We start from the raw sequence: 19,445 nt of genomic DNA on the forward strand, positions 1-19,445 counted from the left end.
AATAAAAAAACACATTACACGGAGATATTTTTTATGAAGCATTTTGTAACACTCGCCGTAACCCTTTTTTTGTTACTACCTCAGGAAACTCTGCCTTCAACCCAACCCACTAAAATGGGGTTAGTAGAAGCAGTAAAAAAAGGTGGAGAATTAGCATTAAAGGGTGGAGAATTAGCATATAAAGCCTTGGACATATTAGCTGGATGGAATCATAGCATGGCAGAAAGCAATGAAGCAAAGGCAGCTAACCGAGAGAAGCATTCTAATGAAGCAGAAGCAGCTAATGAAGCAGAAGCAGCTAAATAGTCAAAGCACTACTCGCAGCAGGCGCCCAAGTAAACGCACAGGATATGAATGGCTGGACAGCTCTAATGAGGGCTATTGGGCAGGACGACCTTGATACGACATTAGAACTTTTACGGGCAAAAGCCGCTGTTAATACTAAAAACACCGATAAAACAACAGCCTTATTGATAGCTGCTCATTATAGCCAGAAAGCAAACTCTGCAAAAATCATCGATGCTCTTCTTGCAGCCGGTGCCGATGTTAAAGCACAAGATAAAAACGGCTGGACAGCTTTGCACTGGGCAGCCAAGCGTGGCCACAACACCGTCGTCCAAACGCTCATTAAAAAAGGGGCTTCAGTAGACGCTAAAAACAACGAAGGACAAACACCGCTTATATTAGCAGATCAAAAAAAACGTCTTGCGGTAGTAAAAACATTAATTGCAGAAGGCGCCGACACAAGCCTAATAAAAACAGGTGCACAGAGCACTCTCACCTCCGCAGAATTAGCAGAACTCCTAGACAAAAAAGTCTTCGATGAAGACGAAGATGCTTTCTATGATCCAGAAGAATATAAGAATGATACGCCAAAAATTCCTGAAAAAAAGACAAGCGAATCAAAAAAACAACAAGAAGAATCAAAAACTTCCAATGAGACGCTCGCATTGGTCAAAAGAGCAAAAAAAAGTATTACAACACAACTACAAAACATAGTAATAAAGCTCTCCAGAGGGCCATCCAAGGGGAAGCTCAGCGATATGCACGATAAGCCTTATACCAGAAAAGATATACAACCGTTATTTTATGGCACTCTTCAAGAAGGTAGCCTAGTGCAACAATTTGATGATATTATGAGCAAGGTTTCTGATAGCTCAGTACCATTCAATTCTGTTGAAGACCTGCAGAAATTGTTATACACCATGAGAGATCTTTTAAACCAGTATTTAAAAGATCAAACTAAAAAAGAACAAGAAACACTCTCTGAATGGTCCAACTCTATCAAAAAGTGGATTATTGATACTGATCAAAAAATATTTAAAAAAACAAACCTTACCACAATTCCTCTTGTGGAGTAAAAACAGTCATTCCCTTTGTTTAAAATCTGTGCGAAAATAAGAAGAGCGCATGATCATACTATGTTGAACCGAATGAGGAATTAAAATGCAAGAACAAACAGTACAGCCACAACCACCCGTGACTCAAACAAATCTAGAACTGACGCTTGATCCGCTTAACGACGGTATAAGCTCATTAGAATTAATACGCGTATCTGGTTCAGATGTTGATATCGTCAATGCCGCACGCGTGTCGTATGGCAAATTTGTAGATACCATCACCGAACGAGATGGCAAGTTACTCCAATTCCTTATGGACCACGGCCACACCAGCCCGTTTGAACACAATCAACTTTCGTTCCGCGTAAAATGCCCGCTCTATGTTTCCAAACAATGGATGCGTCACCGCATGAATTCATACAACGAAATTAGCTATCGCTATGTTCAAGCACCGGTAGAATTTTACGTACCGCAAGCATGGCGCTTTCAAGATAAAAATAATAAACAATCTTCTGTTGGCGGCTTTGAAAATAGCGCAGCGACCGAGCAATATAAAACCGTTATTGAAACGGCTTTTAAAACGTACGAACAATTACTAGAAGCTGGTATTTGTCGCGAGCAAGCACGCGGCGTACTGCCAACCTGCACCTACACACAATTTATCTTCACCTGCAATTTACATTCACTTATGCACTTTTTGACCCTGCGTTTGCACACCGGTGCGCAATACGAAATTAGAATGTATGCACTAGCGATGCTCAGGCTCGCATTGCCACACTTTCCGGTTTCACTCAAAGCATGGCAGAAAAAAAATATGCCCGAAGGCATAAGCGATTACGATTTGATTAAATTTGGTAACGAGTAAGAATAAGGCCCGGGTTTCTTCCCGGGCCTATTACTATCAAGATGATATTTCTTAATTTTTAGCTAACCAAATCGGCAATATCATTGCGCCCCTCAAAAAGAGCAATCATACGAGCCGGATTTCCATTACCATCAACCAAAGTTTTATCAGCACCTCTTTCAAGCAATACAACTATCACATCTCTTTGACTAGCATACGCAGCCCGAATAAGCGCAGTTTCTCCGTACATACTTTGCATATCTATATTAGCACCAGAATCAAGTAGCAAAAGCACCATATCCGTACGACCTAATAATGCTGCTTCCATAAGTGGCGTTCTACCAACTCCATCTACACTATTGATCGAAAAACTCTCGAGTAGTGCAAGCACGCTCGGAGCATTATTATCTACGATTGCTTCATAAAATGGCGTTGAACGTATGGTATTTCTGTTTGTTTTTTCTTGCTCACTCTTTGATAATTCTTCTATTGCTTTAACATGATGTGTCATCAAACAAGCAATAACCATGGTCAATACTTTTATTTGTTTATTCATAAAAACTACCTCTATTTTGAGTTAATACTATTAACACTTAATCGTTACCAACATAGAGAAATAGTACTCACAGAGTCAAGTCATTTTTTTATTGCTTTTTGATAAACTCGAATTTGCTCGTCATCAATAATAACCTTGTCATCAACAGCATATTGAGAGATTATAGACGACAAATCACAGGATAACTGTGTCCCATCAGACCCTTTTACAACATCAGAACTCTTATTAATAATTTTTTCAGCTATCTTGCGTTTATACTGTGTTAATACACCGTCCATTTGTTCCAACGAAGCATATTCTGCAAGCGTACAATTACCCGCTATGCTATGGTTAAACGATCCTGTAAAATCAGCTCCCGCGTTAAGCGATGCAGTAATGCATGATGACTTATGCCTTAGAATCGATCGAAAAAGTGCCGCATCAGGGTCAACCCCAGCCTTAAGAGCTTTCGATAATTTTTTTTCATCTCCATCCTGAATCGCATCACACATAAGATTATGCGCCCGCGTCTTTAAACATTTATTTATACCGCAATAAAGAATGCCTGCGGCTAGACAGCCAAAAGTCATTACCGCCGTTCCGCTTATACCCATCAAATTATTAAATTTTTCCATAGGGCGCGTCACCGTAGGCATTAAACTAGCAACGATAAGAACGCTCAGTATTATTTGTTTTTTCATAATAAAATTCTCCATTTTAGTAGCCCAGCTACCTTTATTTAACATTCCATTTTTTATTAAACTATAAGAGGCCCAGAAGTGATTCTGGGCCTCTTATGGTGCAGTTTCGTTTTTTATTGCATTACTTGATGACAGCTTGGACACATAACCTTTTGGCTTTGTTTCTTTGCTGGCCGCTCAATTTTGTCAATGTCATTAAGACATAGCATTACGCCGCAACAATCCATTTTACGTAAATAGTTAAGCATATTTGGTGTTATGGAAAGCTCTCGCTTGCATACAAAACAACATGGGCACTCCTGCTCGCTATCAGATACCTTACTTTTATCCGCTGCCGCTGAAGCTTCTTGCTGCGTAGACAAACTCATTGAAGATGACGCCGCGCTTGAGCTAGAACTATTTGATGATGAACTTGATGATGAGCTAGAGCTACTTGAGCTTGATGATGCACTTGAAGAAACTTTATCATCACCCCATGCCGCATCAACTTCGCCATTCCCCCAATCATCTTCATCACGCGGATGAACTACCTTGTTTTTAGGTTCATCTACTTTGACATCTTCATCATCATGATCTTTTATTAAATCTAAGTAATGCACTTGCAAGTCATCTTCGTTACAATAAGGACATACCGCATTTGCATACTTACGTTCTTTTGGAAAGTTTCTATCCTCGTGACTCGCACTCCAAACTTGACGTTTTTTTGGATCTCGCAACATGCAATACTCTTCCTCAGCATCCTTGTCTAAAGTTGCAAGACACTTTGAGCATAGAGCCTGAACACAGCACGATGTCGCTACTTTTATTTTATCACTTTTATTAAACTTATTCGTACATAGACAACAATCTGTTTCCTTATACCATTCTTTACATTTATCGCCCTTAACATTAAAAAGATCTTTCGCACTAATCTTCATTGGTGCTTTAGGGCATCTAGCTTTTGCAGTCATCTTATTACAAACTTCTTCACCCTGCTTATATTCAGAACTCATATCAGAACCCATATTGGATTGAGCGTTGCGCTGATTCTGACCAGCATCATGCATACTCAAACTCAATGCTTGAGCAAGCTGATCTTCAAAGCGAGGCGCGCCGTGGTGCTGAAATGCACCATAAAGTTGCCCCTGACTGCGAGCGAATTGAGCATCTTCTTGCTCTTGCAATTGTCGCGCAAGCCGCACATCAGTATTTTCAGGTTGAGGTCCAGCAGCTCTACCCATAGCACACAAACGGCCATTTGACGCACTAAGCATACTCAGAGCCAATAGTAATAATTTTGTACCTTTTTTCATAATAACATCCTCCATTTTCATAACCCATGTCAGGTTACAACTTATAACCAAACCAAAGCTATTATTTAGGCATATATAGTAAAAGTATGACAGATGTAAAAATATTGTCAAATTGAATTGAAATACGGGGTTTAAACCAGAGAAAAAAGTCGCTTGCCCAGAAAAATTGAATTTCAAGAAGAAACCCCACTCTATACGTTTTTTCGTACAAAAGTGGGGTTTTAACATCAAATCTCGGCATTTGCGCCAACACAAGTCGTTTTTGACATAACTAAGAAGTTATGCGAACTAACTTTAACTTATTTTATAACAATAGGTTAATCTATTTCTTCCAATTCATTGCTAATTCAACCATCAAACGAACACCAGCACCGGTTGCTCCTGAGCGATAATAAGGAATATCTGGCACATCAAACGCAGTACCCGCGATATCCAAATGCACCCATGGCACGTCGCCAACAAAGTGACTCAAGAACCACGCAGCGGTAATGGCACCAGATTTAATGCGCGATGATCCAGTATTAGATAAATCAGCAACAGCGGTAACAATTGCTGGCTTGTAATCTTCATGCATAGGCAAACGCCATACGCGGTCACCAGATATATCAGCAGCCTCTTGAACACGGCCGACAAAATCGTCGTGCTTGCTCATAAGGCCGGTGAAGTAAGGCCCAAGGAAGTAGGCGCATGCACCAGTCAAGGTCGCAATATCCATAATAGCATCTGGTTTATAGTGTTTAACCGTATACGCTAAGGCATCGGCCAAAATTAAACGACCTTCGGCATCTGTATTTTTGATCTCTGCTGTCTTGCCATTATAAAAACGTACAATGTCGCCCGGTTTTACGGCATTGCCGCTCGGTAAATTCTCAGCTATAGGAGCAACACCAATTACATTAACATCCGGCTTTAAAATCGCCAAGGCTTCCATGGCTGCTATGACGGCTGCCGCGCCAGACATATCATCCTTCATACTCTCCATGGAGTCTGCTGGCTTAATACTCAATCCGCCCGAATCAAAAGTAATACCTTTGCCCACAAATGCTATGGTTGGCGCACCTTTTTTCGTAGTTTTGTATTCTAAAATCACCAACTTACAATCAAGATCAGAACCACGAGATACAGCAGCAAGGCCGCCCATGCCCATTTTATTGATCTCTTTTTCGCTAAATATGGTGAGTTTTAGGTCGGTATGTTTTTTGGCTATTTTTTGCGCTTCGTCAGCCAAATGTTCTGGGGTCATTGATGATGGTGGCATATCAATCCAGTGACGTGTTTTATTCACAGCATGTGCAACAACATTACCTTCGTCAACACCATGCTGTACAACCTTTTTGTCAGCAGAAGAAACGCAAAGCGTTACTTGAACTAATTCAACACCTTTGCGCTCTGTATCGGTCCAAAATTCAGTAAATTGATAGGCAGCCATATTCATAATAATAGCAGTTTGCTTTGCCAAATATTCAACCGATACACCAAAAATTTTAGCTGCAGGTAGGGTTAACGCAAGCGATTCAACTTTTAATGCAGCTGCTTGTTTTACCACATTGCCAAGGGCGCGTCGATAATTTTCGATATCTATAGTTTTATTGACGCCAGCCTTACCCAACCCAATAAAAATACAATTGACTATCTTTTTGTTAATAATTGCTGGCACTACTACGGTGCTTGATAGCGATCCGGTAAATTTGTGGTGGGCAAATAAATCTTCCAACTGTGGGAAAACTTCTTTGGCAATTTCCTGTAGTTGCTTGGAGAAAGTAAATTTCTCTTCAAGCATCACCACAAGGCATTCAGATTTTTGCTTTAAGATACTCTCGTCACTTAATTTGGTAACAATCATGCACGGGCCCTTTCTGATTTTTAGAAAATTCCTTCTAACCAAAAAGTATGATAACAAAAAAAGCTCCATCATGTAAGATGAAGCTTTTTGTATACGTTTTTGACTGTCAAACAAGGATATATTCCTTCAAGTTCGCGCCAATATGGCACTACAAGATTACTTAAAACCCGACACCTACGCCAAATCCAGCGCAACCACCATTGTAACCACCATAATAAGGCCAGCCACCATAGAAATAGGCAGCGTTAAGTGCACGCTCTTGCGCTTTTCGTTCAGCTTCTTTTTCAATATAATTCTCAATTGCTGGACGCAAGTGCCTATTAATGAATTTTTTAATCGCTGTATCTTCAACAAAGCCAACAAGTTTAATAACCTTCTTGTTCGCATCGCGCAAAGGCTTGCCATGCTTGAATAAAACAAAGGCAGGCATGATATCAACCTCAAATTCATCGTCCAAACCTTCTAAGCCACGCTTAGAAAGATCAAGACCAAGAAATCGCATATTGCCATCATGATATATACGCGAACGACTAGCCAGTCTAAAATCTCTTTTTTGACGCGCAATATTGCGTTGCCAGTTACAGTCCATCTTGTCTTCAAAATAAAACATACCAATAGAGAAAGGCGCCCGTTCAATTTTTTTATAAAATTCCTTCTCTTTACTCATTTCTTTTACGAAATCAGCCAGGCCAACATGGGAATATCCCACACCGAGCATAAGGCTCATCAGTAAAAACATATTACGATGTGTCATACAAAATCCTTTATAGTTATATATTCATTAATATCTTAATTCCAGCATAGTTAGAATATTTTCTAATTGCAATAATTTTTAATTTAAATTATTGCGAAATATTTTTCCGATTTAATAAAACACTGCTACTTAGCGACTTTATTGCAATATAGCAAATTCAGTTTGAATTATTTACCAATGTGTGATATTATTTACTTAGGTAATGAATAAAATATAAAAAAAGAGTAGTGTTATGAATTATAGAAAAATGACAACATACCTGCTTCTAGCCTTGGCTTCCATCCTAGCCAATACAGCTCTCTGTAGTCATGCAGAGCAGCAAGAACCTGCCCAATCTCAAAACGTATGGCTCACTATATTTTTGCATGGGTCGTTTAGCATTCAACATGAGGTCATTACCCTAAAAAACTTAGTCCGCTGCATACGCGACAATGTCGAAAATACGGTCTACTACAAAACCGTGGAAATAAAACGTAAAAATCCTTATTTCTACAAAGATCAAGCCATACGAGATTACGGCCTCCATCCCATAGACCTCACCGATAATGACACCCTCAATGGCTCTCAGGCATTAGCTAAAGTCTTTAATGAAGTTATTGCTCTTAGCAGCAATGCTGCCGCAGATTTACCCGCTCCAAAAAATTACTACTACACCTATGGCTGGTCTGGATTGCTCAGCTCAAAACATCGCTACCAAGACGCTGTCAAACTTTACGAAAGCCTTGAGCAAGAGTTAGCTCGATTGAAAAAACAGGGAATATTCCCGAAAATAAGAATAATCGGCTATAGTCATGGAGGCAATGTCGCTCTGAACCTTGGCGCAGTACAGGAAACAAAGCACGCAGACAATCGGCTATCTATCGATGAACTTATCCTGCTCGGCACCCCAATTCAATCAGAGACAAATCACTTAGTAAACAGTGATATATTTAAAAAAGTGTACAATGTGTTTTCCACCAGCGACCGCATTCAAAAACTTGATTTCTTTTCATGTAAACGATTTTTTTCACGTCGAATTTTTACAGAACGCCAAGGCTTTACCCTGCCCAAAAAGCTCGTACAAATTCAAATTAAAGCAACCAGAAACAACGCTAAAGTACATACAAGCGAAAGAAAGCTTGCTTTAACCGGTAACTTTAATAACCCATCTATTATTTCCGGCAAATCACACCTTCTCAAAGATATATCCCCTGGCCACACAGAGCTCTGGTATTTTGGCTGGACATCACGCTACTACCGCCCCGGATTTTTTAGCTATCCATTACCAGTGGCTGCGCTCCTACCTTTTATCATTCACCAAGTGCAAGGCATGGAGCATGAATCATCTCCTTATCATCCTATTATATTTGATATGCGCCCCGAACATGATGTGGCATTAATAAAGAACTTTACAAAAGATAAAACTCCTCACGTAGTAGATTTCATACCACATGAGGAGTTCAAAAGACTAAAAAGCATTGCGCAACCCTATGCGCCCCACGATTACTCGCCCGCAGAGTTCGACCGGCATATGCACGAAGCCTATGTGCAAGCCAGCGAGTTCTACAGGAAAGAATGGAGCCCAAAAGCAAAGCGCTGCAAACGAGCTCAGGCTAAAAGAGAATTACGCTGCGGGCAAAGCTGCACCGGTCACTGAGGAAAATTTCTCCATAAACACCGCAAATTCTGCATCATTCATAGCGCCATTGTAACGAGCAACCAACGTGCCATCGCGATACACCAAAATACTTGGCACTTGATACACAAAAAGCTTTTCAGCCAAATCAGGAGCCACATTAGTGTCAACCCTAAAGTAGCGTATACCTTCTGTCACGTGTTGAGCCGCACGCTGAATGACCGGTTCTAACATGATACACGATGGACATTCATGCATCATACATTCTATGACGGCTAGACCCTTGTATTGTTCAACCTGAGTTACAAACTCATCGATAGACTCTAGAACCTGCACCGTGCCTTCACCCTTGACTCTGTACAATGATTCGCCAAGTTTTGCTGCAACATCGTTATTAAAACCAATAGAAGTCAAAAATGCGACAGCATCTAAAGCTGCCTGAATGCCGTGTCCTGAAGCAACCCCAGCCTGACGATACACTCTATCTTCAACATCGCCAGCAGAAAACACTCCATGCACTGACGTTTCTTGATTTCGCCCTTTAAGCACAATGTAGCCATCGGCATCGGTCTGGACATACTTGCGTACTAAATCAGAGTTTGGCGTGTGCCCTATGGCCAAAAACACCCCGCTTACGGGCAAAGTCGTTACCTCTTTGGTCTTGGCATCTTTAATTTCAACACCAGTTACCCCAGATTCGTCACCGATAATGCGCTGCACATCAACTGAATAAATAACCTTAATGGACGGATACTCACTCAAATGGGCTTGCATAGATGGCGCAGCTTTCATGCTTTCTTTGCGGACTAATACGGTAATGTTTTTAGCGTGACGCGCTAATTGAATCGCTTCTTCCACAGCTGAATCACCACCACCAATGACAACAACATTTTTATCTTTATAGAATGGACCATCGCATACCGCACAGGTAGTCACGCCCATTTTCCAAAATTCTTGCTCGCCAGGAACACCCAGCATTTTAGGAGTAGCGCCCGTTGCTACAATCAACGACAAGGCATGAATAGTCTCGCCTCCTGAAGTTTCTAGTGCAAATGGCCATTGGGATAAATCGGCAGATGTTATCGTATCCTGTAAAAATTCAATAGCACTGACCTTATTCTTTAAAAATTTCTTACCCAGGTTGGTGGACTGATCTTGGAGGTTTTTAATAATATCTTGGCCTAAAATCGATCTGCTTCCTGGCCAATTTTCCACAAGGCTCGTTTGGGTCAAAAGACCTCCAGGCAACGGCCCATGGACAACCAATGTCTTAACATTACCCCAAACCCCATAAATAGCCGCGCTCAAACCTGCGGCGCCCGACCCTATGATCACCAAAGGTATAATGTTTTGCTTATCAAAAGCGTTTTCCATGACAATCGAAACACCACGACGCGGTGGACGATCGCAGCCTTGAATAAACATGACGGATATCAACAATAACCCGAGAAAACTACATTTTATTTTTTTACACAGAGACGTCTTCATAATTTCCTTTTATTTAAGCGATTTTACGGACACTACCACTCGACAAACAAGAGACTTCGTGTATCTTGATTATATACTCTAGAATTCTATTGTTATAAATATTGCATAATTTACATTCTCTCATAGGACGGTTACTTGTATGAATAATTCAGTTATGAAAAAAACCTTTCTCTTTCTCACCCTACTCCTGAGTCAACCTTTATCACATGCTTTTGATGACACCACCAACATTGGCGATATGAACGAAATTTCAGCAACCATCATCGAACAAGCGCAAAATATCTTGGAAGATCAACTCAAGAAAATCCTAACACAATTTAACGCCGTTGATTGCATTCTAGGAGACCTGGCTCTGGTTGTCAATAATGACCAAGTCCCGCAAACAAAAAATAAAAAAACAGTCATCCAAGGTATTATAAGCGTGCGTTCTTTAATAGAATCTGTCCAAAAGGATGCCTTCGTTAATGTTAGCCTTAGACAAAACTTAATGATTCTAAAAATCCTAGAAGGCCTTATTGCTCATACCAAGCAGGCACTTTCTGATGGACTTACCGAATTTCCTGCCTTTGATTTTGTCACCTACTTCCAGAGTATCAAAAGCCCCCAGGACGATTCAACTATCGACATTGATGCCCTACAAAAGAACATTGATGCCCAAATTGCCGACCTTAATAGTCAGGCAGCGAGCGTCGGCCTAGCGTGGTACAACAGGGCATACAGAAAGCTTAACGATTATCTTATTCAACCAAGCATCAAAGCAGCTTCAATCGGCAATGCTGGAAAGATAGCCATTGCTACCTCATTAGCAGCTTGGTATTTCTTATGGTATCGCACTGAAAAAGGAGAAGACCCTAACGCATCGAGCAAGTTCTCGCATTGGCTTCGTAGTAAAGTTGGCGAACATGTTAAAATCCAAGACAGAGGCGCCATAATCAATGATGATAAATTGGGATGGATAGGCAGATTCGAAAAAGAAGCATTCAATCTTACTCATGGTCACGCAGAAATTGGCAAATATTTAGTTGCTACGGCTTCACCTTTTTATTATGAAGCATTCAAAAACGCGTCATCTTGGTGTGGTAAAAAAATAGAAAGAACTCATAACTTTTTGCTCGGTGGCGCTTACAAAAATAAAAAAATTGAAGACGCATTGAATGCTAGCATTGAACCAAAGTACACCTTTGATGACCTTGTTGGCCTCGATTACGTAAAAGAAGCATTGTCCCTCGTTGTAAAATACGTAGAAGACCCTGAACGTTGGGATCGTAGCAAGCTAACCCCAGAAAAAGGCTATTTACTTACCGGACCTACACGTTCGGGTAAATCTTTTTCTGCAGAAGCATTGGCTGGCGAAATTAAAAAAGTGGTCAAACGACAAGGCCGCAACCCAGACGAAATTGGCTTTTATGTGATTAAAGGCTCCTACATTGAATCTATGGGTATTGCAAAAATTCTTGAAATGGCAAAAAGAGAAGCGCCATGCGTATTATTTATTGACGAAATCGACCTTCTACGCTTACAACGTGCCGGCGGAAACACTTCATTACTTAATGAATTTTTAACCTCCATGAGTGGCTGCCTTGATAGTGACCCTAAAAAACAGGTTATCATTTTAGCGGCAACCAATAGACCGGAAAATATGGACGAAGCACTCAAACAACCAGGACGATTTGGCAAAGAAATTCGCTTTGACTATCCTGGCTTTGAACACCGCAAAGAATATTTCATCAAGAGATTATATCCTGTGTGCCCATCGCTTGATCGTTTTGATCTTGACAAAGTCTGCTTGGAAACCGCAGGCTGCTCATTTGAAACCATGAATTCTGTTCTCAAAAAAGCAATCCAAAAGTCTAAAATACAAAATCTGCCACTCACCCAAGAAGCACTTGATGATGCATTGGACACAGAAGTGCGCAATATGATTCCCGGAGAATTCAAGCAACTGTCCCAAGAGGAAAAAAACATTATCGCGACTCACCAAGCTGGACATGCTTTAGCAACCATACTCTTAGATAGCGCGGAAAAACTTACCAAAGTGACCATCCGACCAATTCAAGAAAAGCTTAAAGAAGAAAGTCCTTGGGAGGCTTATTATAAACAGAGCAATAGCGTTGAACATGCACAGGCTGTTGTCCATGGTAAAATGTTTACCCAATGCTGTCATCATACCCTGAATCTTTACACTAAAAATCAAAAAATGAATCTATGCAAAATTAAACTTGCCGGACATATCGCAGAAGAACTATTATTGGGATCATCTGGCTATAGTTACCACATGGAAGATAAAGAACATGCATTGCGCATAGCACAGTCCATAGTATTTCAAGGACTCATTATTAGTAATTTGCCTGAACATGTACAAGACAAAATGATTGATGCTTCGCTCGCCCTCTTAAGCAAATGTGAATCAGAAGTTAAAGAACTGCTCGCCAACAATAAAGTAGCATTACAAGCAATCTCTATTGCACTACAAAAACATCTCACGCTAACAGCACAAGATGTTCAAGAAATCATGGATGCAACAACCAGCGCTACAAATACACCAGAACTCACAGAACCTGTCGCTGCATAATTAGTAATAAGTCTATAAAAAAAAGTTCGCCCTGCCGTTTTTCTAAAAAGAAATCCTGCAGGGCGAACTTTTGATTGTGATATAACTCCTGAGTCCTTGTGTTGCCTTCTAAGCTTCCAACTAAGAGCGCCCTTTAAAGATAAGAACCCACCCCCGCCGTCCTCCCAGAGCTTTGTCGAAGGGTGCCAAAAAATGAATTATATATAGGAATAATTATGGATTTTTTTTACGTTTATATTTTGCAATGCAATGATAGATCGTACTATATAGGTTCTACCGATGATATACATCGCAGACTTGATGAACATATACAACCTGTTAAAAAAGAATCCAATGCGTTTAGTTATGTAGCAGAACGATTACCGTTCAAATTAGTATTTGTAGAGGAATTTGAAAGACGAGAAGATGCACAAGAAGCCGAACGGCGATTAAAAGGCTGGCCTCGTAAGAAAAAAGAGGCACTAATTAATAGTGGATGGGAAGCCGTTCCTGGAGTTACAAAAAAGGGTGCATTCACTCAATTTTAATAACCCTTCGACAAAGCTCAGGGAGGACGGCGGGGATAGAGTTCGCTTGTAGAGAGAGCAGCGAGTCTTTGCGTTTATTAAAGCTCTCTATCGATTAATCAACTTCTAGATTATCAACCATAGTAAGTCGCTCTTGATAACGTCCCTGTTTAAAAGTCGCCTGTAACCAAGACTTGACCATAGCAATGGCTTGTTCATGCGAGACAAAATCAGCGGGGAGCACCAAAATATTAGCATTGTCATCTTGACGGCTCATGCGCGCGACTTCTTCATTCCAAGCCAATGCAGCGTAAATTCCAGGGAATCTATTGGCCGCGATGCTCATGCCGACACCACTACCACACAGCAAGATGCCAAAATCAGCACGTCTTTCAAGTAGTGCTTGGCAGACGGCCTCAACAAACACCGGATAATCAGAACGATCTGCATTATACGCGCCAACATCAAGCCATTCAATGGATTTATCTGCAACCTGAACACGCTCTTTTATGCATGCTTTGTGACTAAAGCCGCGATGATCGGCACCTATAACAATTTTCACGGCTTCACCTGAGTTGTTGTATCGGGTGCTGCAGCAGGTTGCGCTGCCGCGCCAGGGGCAACAGGAGTAGAGGTCACGGTCACCGTTGGCACAACTACAACAGTAGGAACAACTGCTCCAGCTGGCACATCTGAATAAAGCTCTTTTGCCTGTGTTTGCAAATCTTGACTCATTGATCCCGATTCTTGTTTTTCAGTAACCTTAGCACCTTCATGTAAACGCCACACCATCGAGCCTTCTTTTCCAGCCGATCTGAAATGCAACACCATTTCTTTTGAGGTCGATGAAATTATCGGTTTATCTTCAGTGGTCGTAGCGTTAAATCTAACAACATAAGCTTCTTTAAATCGAGAGATCTTTTTACCAAAAAGCACCCTGTATTCAGGATCCAACTCAGTAGATTTAACTTCAAGAGGACTATAGGACACATCATCAACCGTTAAAAACATTTGCCATTGCGATTGGGGTTGACCCAGCGGCAATTCAAAAGGACTCAATACATAAAAAGTAATGGAATGCTTGTTGTCTTCCAGTTGTCTACGTAAAAAAACATTTTTATCTTCTTCAGATTTCCCGCGACGTCGCATATACATATCCGCATGGGCAATCCGTGTATCGTCTGACAACCACATTGCATCAAACATCCCTGCCGTAGCAAATTGATTATACAACGTAACCGACCGAATATACGCATCAGCGTTTTTTGGTAATGGAGGCAGATCTCCTCCTTGGTCAAACTTTTCTACACCCCAATCAACAACCCTGCCACAGCCTGGCGCCAAAGCAAGTACTATAAATCCTGTCATAACCAATAAACTATTTTTATACTTCATACCAAACGCCTCTTTCTTTTTTACAATTTCCACATAATAGTAGTATCCTAAAAAAAAGAATGTTGATTGACAAGCTCGCTAACAAAAAAGGTTAACTCATGAATCCTCTCACTCTGCTCCTTGCATGGCGCTACGCACTCGGCTCACAACACGAAAAAAACATTGCCAGCATGGTAAAAGTCTGCTTTTTAGGTATTTTAATTGGATCATTTTCTCTTGCACTTGTGATTGCCGTCATGAATGGCTTTGAGAAGGTCACGCATGAAAAAATGCAAAGTATCCACGCACAAATCATCATGCGCAGCCATGGACACAACCTCGACTACGAAAAAGTCAGCCACGTATTGCGCAATGAATTTCCTGAAGTTGCTTTTTTTAGTCCTACTTCATACCAGCAAGTTATTATTCAACCTACAGATTCTGACGATATTACCAATCTCATTGCTCTTAAATCGATTGACCCCGCACAAGAATCTCTGGTTACCACGTTCGATAAAAAAATCATTGCATCCGCGAGTAAGGATCTTTCGCTCAAGGGAACCATTACTGATGACACTATTCTGATTGGTCAAACGTTGGCTAAAAATTTAAATCTTTCGTCGGGCGACACTATCAATATTCTGTTTCCTGACAACGAAAAAACAAAGTCTCGCAAAATAACCCTTGCGATATCTCAAGCGACAGTAGGCGGCATTTTTACCACAGGGATCGATGAATTTGATGCTGGACTGGCGCTATGCAATCATGATTTTTTTAATACACTGTTTCCCAACGATGGGGTCACGCAGATTAATATCAAGCTAAAACCTGACGCTCATGAACAAGTCGTTATCACTCGATTAAAAGAACGCTTTCAGTTAGAAGTGTATTCATGGCAATGTCTTTATCCAGCACTCGTTGCCGCTCTTAAATTAGAAAAATATGCCATGTTTTTAATTCTTGCATTAATCACCCTGGTGGCAAGCATGAATATTATTTCTCTGTTGTTTATGCAAATCACTCAAAAGCGTGGCGACATTGCAATCCTCAAAGCAATGGGTCTATCTGACGGCACGATTAGCAGAATATTTCTTCTTATGGGTATGGGTATTACCTGTTGCGCAACGCTCCTAGGACTCGCATTAGCCACCCTTGCAAGCTGGGTATTAGAAACGTACCCATTCATCACTCTACCAGACGCTTATTACGTCACCCATCTACCATCAAAAATGGAATGGCATTTGCTCCTGATTGTTTTTATCGTTATCATGTGTTTGAGTTTTATTGCAACCTTGTTTCCTGCTTACAGAACTCGCTCCATAAACATTGCGCAAATTCTACGCTTTGAAGCATAATAAGAAAGATGAGTATGATAAATATACATTCTGCCCTGCCAACCTGGGATCTTACTAACAAAAGAGTATTAGTACGTGCCGATTTAAATGTACCTCTAGCCAACGGCGCCATCGCTCATGACTATCGCCTACAATCCATACTGCCCACCATTGACCTTATTCAAAAAAATGGCGGCAAAGTTATTATCATAACCCATATGGGCCGACCAAAGAAACCAACAGCTGAACTCTCAACCAAAAACCTTATTCCCTGGTTTGAAAAAAAAGGCTACACAATAACCTGGACCGACAATCTTAATGATGCCTACAACAAAAGCCTTGAAGATCAAAAAAGCATTCTTTTATGCGAAAATTTACGATTTTTTCCAGGAGAAAAAGGTGGCGATGCTACCTTTGCTCAAAGCCTGGCACGATTAGGCGATTATTATGTCAATGATGCCTTTGCAGCTATGCATAGAGGCGACACATCAATCACGCTTGTACCCACTTATTTTGCGCCAGATAAGCGCACGATAGGATTATTGGTTGAAAAAGAAATAACAACACTCGACAAATTGCTCACTTCATCAAAAAAATCATTTGTCTTAATCCTTGGCGGTGGAAAAGTAGTTGAAAAATTACGACTCATAGAAAACATGCTCGATAAGGTCCAAACAATTTTGCTGTGTCCGGCAATCGTGTTTACCTTTTTAAAGGCACTGGGCAAACCCGTGGGAAAATCCCTTGTTGACCAAACAGCGCTCACTATATGCGCGAATCTCATGGAACAAGCACAACAAAAAAAAGTATCGTTAGAATTTCCTATTGATTATCAGATAGCTACTGATAACATCAATGGACCATTAAGCCTTGTAGAAGCCGATGCATTTCCTGCTAACGGCATAGGTATATCTATTGGTCCAAAAACAGTCGAACTATTTAAAGAACACATTAACAATGCACACACAATTTTTTTTAATGCCGCTATGGGATTTGGGGATAGAAAAGAAACAGTAGAAGGCACCACAGCATTATTGCATGCAGTGGCAGAATCCAATGCCTTTAGTGTCGTTGGCGGAGGCGACTCAGTAGCCGCAACAGAGACGCTCAACATACACGATAGAATCGATTATCTTTCAACCGGTGGTGGCGCAACATTGACCTATCTCAGTAGCCAAACGCTACCAGGACTCGTTGCACTCGATATCATAAAAAAATCCACCTAAAATACTGGACAAAAACTCAACAAGCTTAGGCCATTTTGCAAGTGATCTTCGTGTATTGGATCTTCTTGTTTTGTTTTTTCAAAAAGCAAAATGCCAGTATTATCGTGCTTCATATTCCACACGCAAAAATTAGGCTGCTGTAATCCAAGATAATCAGCTAGAATCGCTGCTACATCTTTTTCATTACTGTGATTCTTTTTGATGCTTGCGCGTAGTAGGCCACGAACTTTTTGATTAAACGGCGATTGCTTCATATGACCCGAGAAATCATCGGGCGATTGCCAAATGTCGCATGACTTCATAGATTCATCGCGAGAAAAGCCTACGATACCTTTTAAACAATCAAAATCAGGATTATCGATAAAATAAGCTGCTTTTTGAAGATTAAAACAATGCTCATCACACAATTCATGTAACACGAACTCAGTCATGTTCTCATGGCCATGCAATGAAACCATTTTTTTTGGTAGCAAACTTAAATGATTCAGAAGCTCGTAATGTCTGCTGAGTAATTCCTCTGGCTTCATACATTCCCCTTTCCTTTTTTTAAAGTGCTTTCATTAATACAATACTATCAAATTTTTACTCTCACTTACTATGACCATACTCAACTTATACTATAACATCAATAGACCACCGTACTTTCTTAAAAAAAATTTAACAGAGCTCTATTTTTGATAAACATATCTCAATAATGCACAACATTTGACACCTAATTCTTTCATTTTAAACGGTAGTACGATACTATTGTCAATGTAGTAATAATATTAGCCCGTATTTCTTACCATACCTAGGTACCGTGAAAAAATTTATCTTATTTTTCTCCACACTCCTGCTCTTATTAAACTATTACGCAGAATCTTTAGGCCGTAGCGTACACCGCCCTAAAGATCCAACGCTACCAGAAATTTCTGTACGATGGACAAACGGCACACGACTGTATCATCTAAAAAGTTCTCATTTGGAGTTTTACCCATTTTTTGGCATTTTTGAAAAACAGTTTTTTCAAAACCATCTTTTACCATCAGGGCCAATAGCCTATCGTAATGCCCCAGAAAAAGCAGTTCAAGCTGATATCCTCAATAGCCAAATCGAAGAGCTTCTGGAAGAAATCAAACAAAAGAAAAAAACATTCAAAAATTTTATCATCCTCACCCGCAAAAATTTTAATCGAAAAAAATCATGTGGCATGATGGTGCTCAAATTTAAAAACTATCCCTTCATTCTTAAATTATGCATGGAAACACCAAAAACGTTTACTAATCCCTACTGTAAAGGCTTAGATAATATCTGGTTTTTTCCTTTAGGGGGCGGCATGAATCGTCATCTTGCTGGCCTTACTCGTATCAAGAATCTAGAAACCATAAAAAATAAATTGTCACAACATCCCGAATGGTCAACAACAGTTGACCTGCCCAATAAATGGCACTGGGTTCCTAAAAAACAAGACTGGCTCGAGATAAGCGGTACCAATATGGGCGATCAAAAACAAGTTAGCATTCAAATTCCTGCTACGTATTGCATTATTGCCGATGCTATAGAAGCACAAGAAGAACTCAGCATATTTAACACAGAACATACTACTTTTGCTATGAGCCTGTGTAATTACCTTGAGCTCGGTCTTGACCCGCACATCAATAACTTTATGATCGAAAAGAATACCAAAAAAATTGTTATTGTAGACACAGAACATTTTCCATCCGTTGTCGGTATTAAAAAAAAGGTAACCTTCGATGGCTACTTTGCCTGGTACACCTATCTTGCAAGTAAATGTGCAAAAAATTGGTTCTTCAGGACTAAAGATGAGCGCCTTACAGCCCAAAAAGCTAAACACACCTGGAATCCTACACTATCGTCGTAAAAAATTATTTTTCACCTCTTTTTCTCATAAGTTTCCCATAACCCCCAAAAAAATCATTAATCTATTGCACGCCACCATCCATTTCTGATAATGTTTCAAATATATAATAAAAACAGCAAGAACTCATAATACCGCGCAACGCAGTGAGGTATTATTATAT

At 40.3% G+C, this 19,445-nt stretch carries 18 protein-coding genes; 9 read left to right on the forward strand and 9 right to left on the reverse strand.

Features of this window, described 5'->3' with window-relative positions; genetic code table 11:
* Positions 1 to 33: 33 nt before the first annotated feature.
* The 3 genes from NTX86_01745 (at position 34) to thyX (ending at position 2,205) form a co-directional block, all read left to right on the forward strand.
* On the forward strand, positions 34 to 306 hold the full coding sequence (locus tag NTX86_01745) for a hypothetical protein (GenBank protein MCX5922029.1): 273 nt from the start codon (positions 34 to 36) through the stop codon (positions 304 to 306).
* Positions 303 to 1,361 carry an ankyrin repeat domain-containing protein gene (locus NTX86_01750; protein MCX5922030.1) on the forward strand — a complete coding sequence of 353 codons (1,059 nt, stop codon included), beginning with the start codon at positions 303 to 305 and terminating at the stop codon, positions 1,359 to 1,361. Before NTX86_01745 ends, NTX86_01750 begins: the two co-directional genes overlap by 4 nt.
* Before the next feature lie 85 nt (positions 1,362 to 1,446).
* Positions 1,447 to 2,205 carry an FAD-dependent thymidylate synthase gene (gene thyX / locus NTX86_01755; protein MCX5922031.1) on the forward strand — a complete coding sequence of 253 codons (759 nt, stop codon included), beginning with the start codon at positions 1,447 to 1,449 and terminating at the stop codon, positions 2,203 to 2,205.
* A gap of 58 nt (positions 2,206 to 2,263) precedes the next feature.
* Here thyX and NTX86_01760 read toward each other — a convergent pair whose 3' ends face one another.
* The 5 genes from NTX86_01760 to NTX86_01780 all read right to left on the reverse strand — a co-directional run bounded on the left by NTX86_01760 (position 2,264) and on the right by NTX86_01780 (position 7,309).
* On the reverse strand, positions 2,264 to 2,740 hold the full coding sequence (locus NTX86_01760) for an ankyrin repeat domain-containing protein (GenBank protein MCX5922032.1): 477 nt from the start codon (positions 2,738 to 2,740) through the stop codon (positions 2,264 to 2,266).
* Positions 2,741 to 2,820: 80 nt separating this feature from the next.
* Positions 2,821 to 3,420, reverse strand: a complete 600-nt coding sequence (locus NTX86_01765) for a hypothetical protein (protein MCX5922033.1) — start codon at positions 3,418 to 3,420, stop codon at positions 2,821 to 2,823.
* Positions 3,421 to 3,533: 113 nt separating this feature from the next.
* Positions 3,534 to 4,712 (reverse strand): hypothetical protein, encoded by a 1,179-nt coding sequence (locus NTX86_01770; GenBank protein MCX5922034.1) that lies wholly within the window; start codon positions 4,710 to 4,712, stop codon positions 3,534 to 3,536.
* Positions 4,713 to 5,034: 322 nt separating this feature from the next.
* Positions 5,035 to 6,555 carry a leucyl aminopeptidase gene (locus NTX86_01775; GenBank protein MCX5922035.1) on the reverse strand — a complete coding sequence of 507 codons (1,521 nt, stop codon included), beginning with the start codon at positions 6,553 to 6,555 and terminating at the stop codon, positions 5,035 to 5,037.
* A gap of 160 nt (positions 6,556 to 6,715) precedes the next feature.
* Complete coding sequence (locus NTX86_01780) at positions 6,716 to 7,309, reverse strand: hypothetical protein (GenBank protein ID MCX5922036.1); 594 nt, start codon at positions 7,307 to 7,309, stop codon at positions 6,716 to 6,718.
* Positions 7,310 to 7,541: 232 nt separating this feature from the next.
* Here NTX86_01780 and NTX86_01785 point away from each other — a divergent pair, with 232 nt between their 5' ends.
* Positions 7,542 to 8,945: a hypothetical protein gene (locus tag NTX86_01785; protein MCX5922037.1), complete on the forward strand. Its 1,404-nt coding sequence runs from the start codon at positions 7,542 to 7,544 to the stop codon at positions 8,943 to 8,945.
* On the opposite strand, the gene NTX86_01790 is transcribed toward NTX86_01785, so the two are convergent.
* On the reverse strand, positions 8,913 to 10,412 hold the full coding sequence (locus NTX86_01790; protein MCX5922038.1) for an FAD-dependent oxidoreductase: 1,500 nt from the start codon (positions 10,410 to 10,412) through the stop codon (positions 8,913 to 8,915). The two genes, NTX86_01785 and NTX86_01790, sit on opposite strands and share 33 nt — an antisense overlap.
* A gap of 139 nt (positions 10,413 to 10,551) precedes the next feature.
* Between NTX86_01790 and NTX86_01795 the strand changes: the two genes are divergently transcribed.
* On the forward strand, positions 10,552 to 12,984 hold the full coding sequence (locus NTX86_01795) for an AAA family ATPase (protein ID MCX5922039.1): 2,433 nt from the start codon (positions 10,552 to 10,554) through the stop codon (positions 12,982 to 12,984).
* Positions 12,985 to 13,199: 215 nt separating this feature from the next.
* Positions 13,200 to 13,511 (forward strand): GIY-YIG nuclease family protein, encoded by a 312-nt coding sequence (locus tag NTX86_01800; protein MCX5922040.1) that lies wholly within the window; start codon positions 13,200 to 13,202, stop codon positions 13,509 to 13,511.
* Between the two features lie 94 nt (positions 13,512 to 13,605).
* On the opposite strand, the gene NTX86_01805 is transcribed toward NTX86_01800, so the two are convergent.
* Together NTX86_01805 and NTX86_01810 are read right to left on the reverse strand one after the other, a co-directional pair.
* Positions 13,606 to 14,052: an RpiB/LacA/LacB family sugar-phosphate isomerase gene (locus NTX86_01805; protein MCX5922041.1), complete on the reverse strand. Its 447-nt coding sequence runs from the start codon at positions 14,050 to 14,052 to the stop codon at positions 13,606 to 13,608.
* Positions 14,049 to 14,885, reverse strand: coding sequence for a hypothetical protein (locus NTX86_01810; protein MCX5922042.1), 837 nt, complete (start codon positions 14,883 to 14,885; stop codon positions 14,049 to 14,051). The genes NTX86_01805 and NTX86_01810 overlap by 4 nt, the downstream gene beginning before the upstream one ends.
* Before the next feature lie 98 nt (positions 14,886 to 14,983).
* On the opposite strand from NTX86_01810, the gene NTX86_01815 reads away from it, so the two are divergent.
* On the forward strand, positions 14,984 to 16,219 hold the full coding sequence (locus NTX86_01815) for an FtsX-like permease family protein (GenBank protein ID MCX5922043.1): 1,236 nt from the start codon (positions 14,984 to 14,986) through the stop codon (positions 16,217 to 16,219).
* Between the two features lie 14 nt (positions 16,220 to 16,233).
* The gene (gene pgk / locus NTX86_01820; protein MCX5922044.1) at positions 16,234 to 17,424 is read left to right on the forward strand and encodes a phosphoglycerate kinase; all 1,191 of its coding nucleotides are present in this window, start codon (positions 16,234 to 16,236) and stop codon (positions 17,422 to 17,424) included.
* On the opposite strand, the gene NTX86_01825 is transcribed toward pgk, so the two are convergent.
* Positions 17,421 to 17,951 (reverse strand): hypothetical protein, encoded by a 531-nt coding sequence (locus tag NTX86_01825; GenBank protein ID MCX5922045.1) that lies wholly within the window; start codon positions 17,949 to 17,951, stop codon positions 17,421 to 17,423. The genes pgk and NTX86_01825 overlap by 4 nt on opposite strands.
* A gap of 272 nt (positions 17,952 to 18,223) precedes the next feature.
* On the opposite strand from NTX86_01825, the gene NTX86_01830 reads away from it, so the two are divergent.
* On the forward strand, positions 18,224 to 19,285 hold the full coding sequence (locus tag NTX86_01830) for a hypothetical protein (GenBank protein MCX5922046.1): 1,062 nt from the start codon (positions 18,224 to 18,226) through the stop codon (positions 19,283 to 19,285).
* Positions 19,286 to 19,445 lie beyond the last annotated feature (160 nt).

This window comes from Candidatus Dependentiae bacterium, from assembly GCA_026389015.1.
In the GTDB taxonomy this organism is placed as follows: domain Bacteria; phylum Babelota; class Babeliae; order Babelales; family Vermiphilaceae; genus JAPLIR01.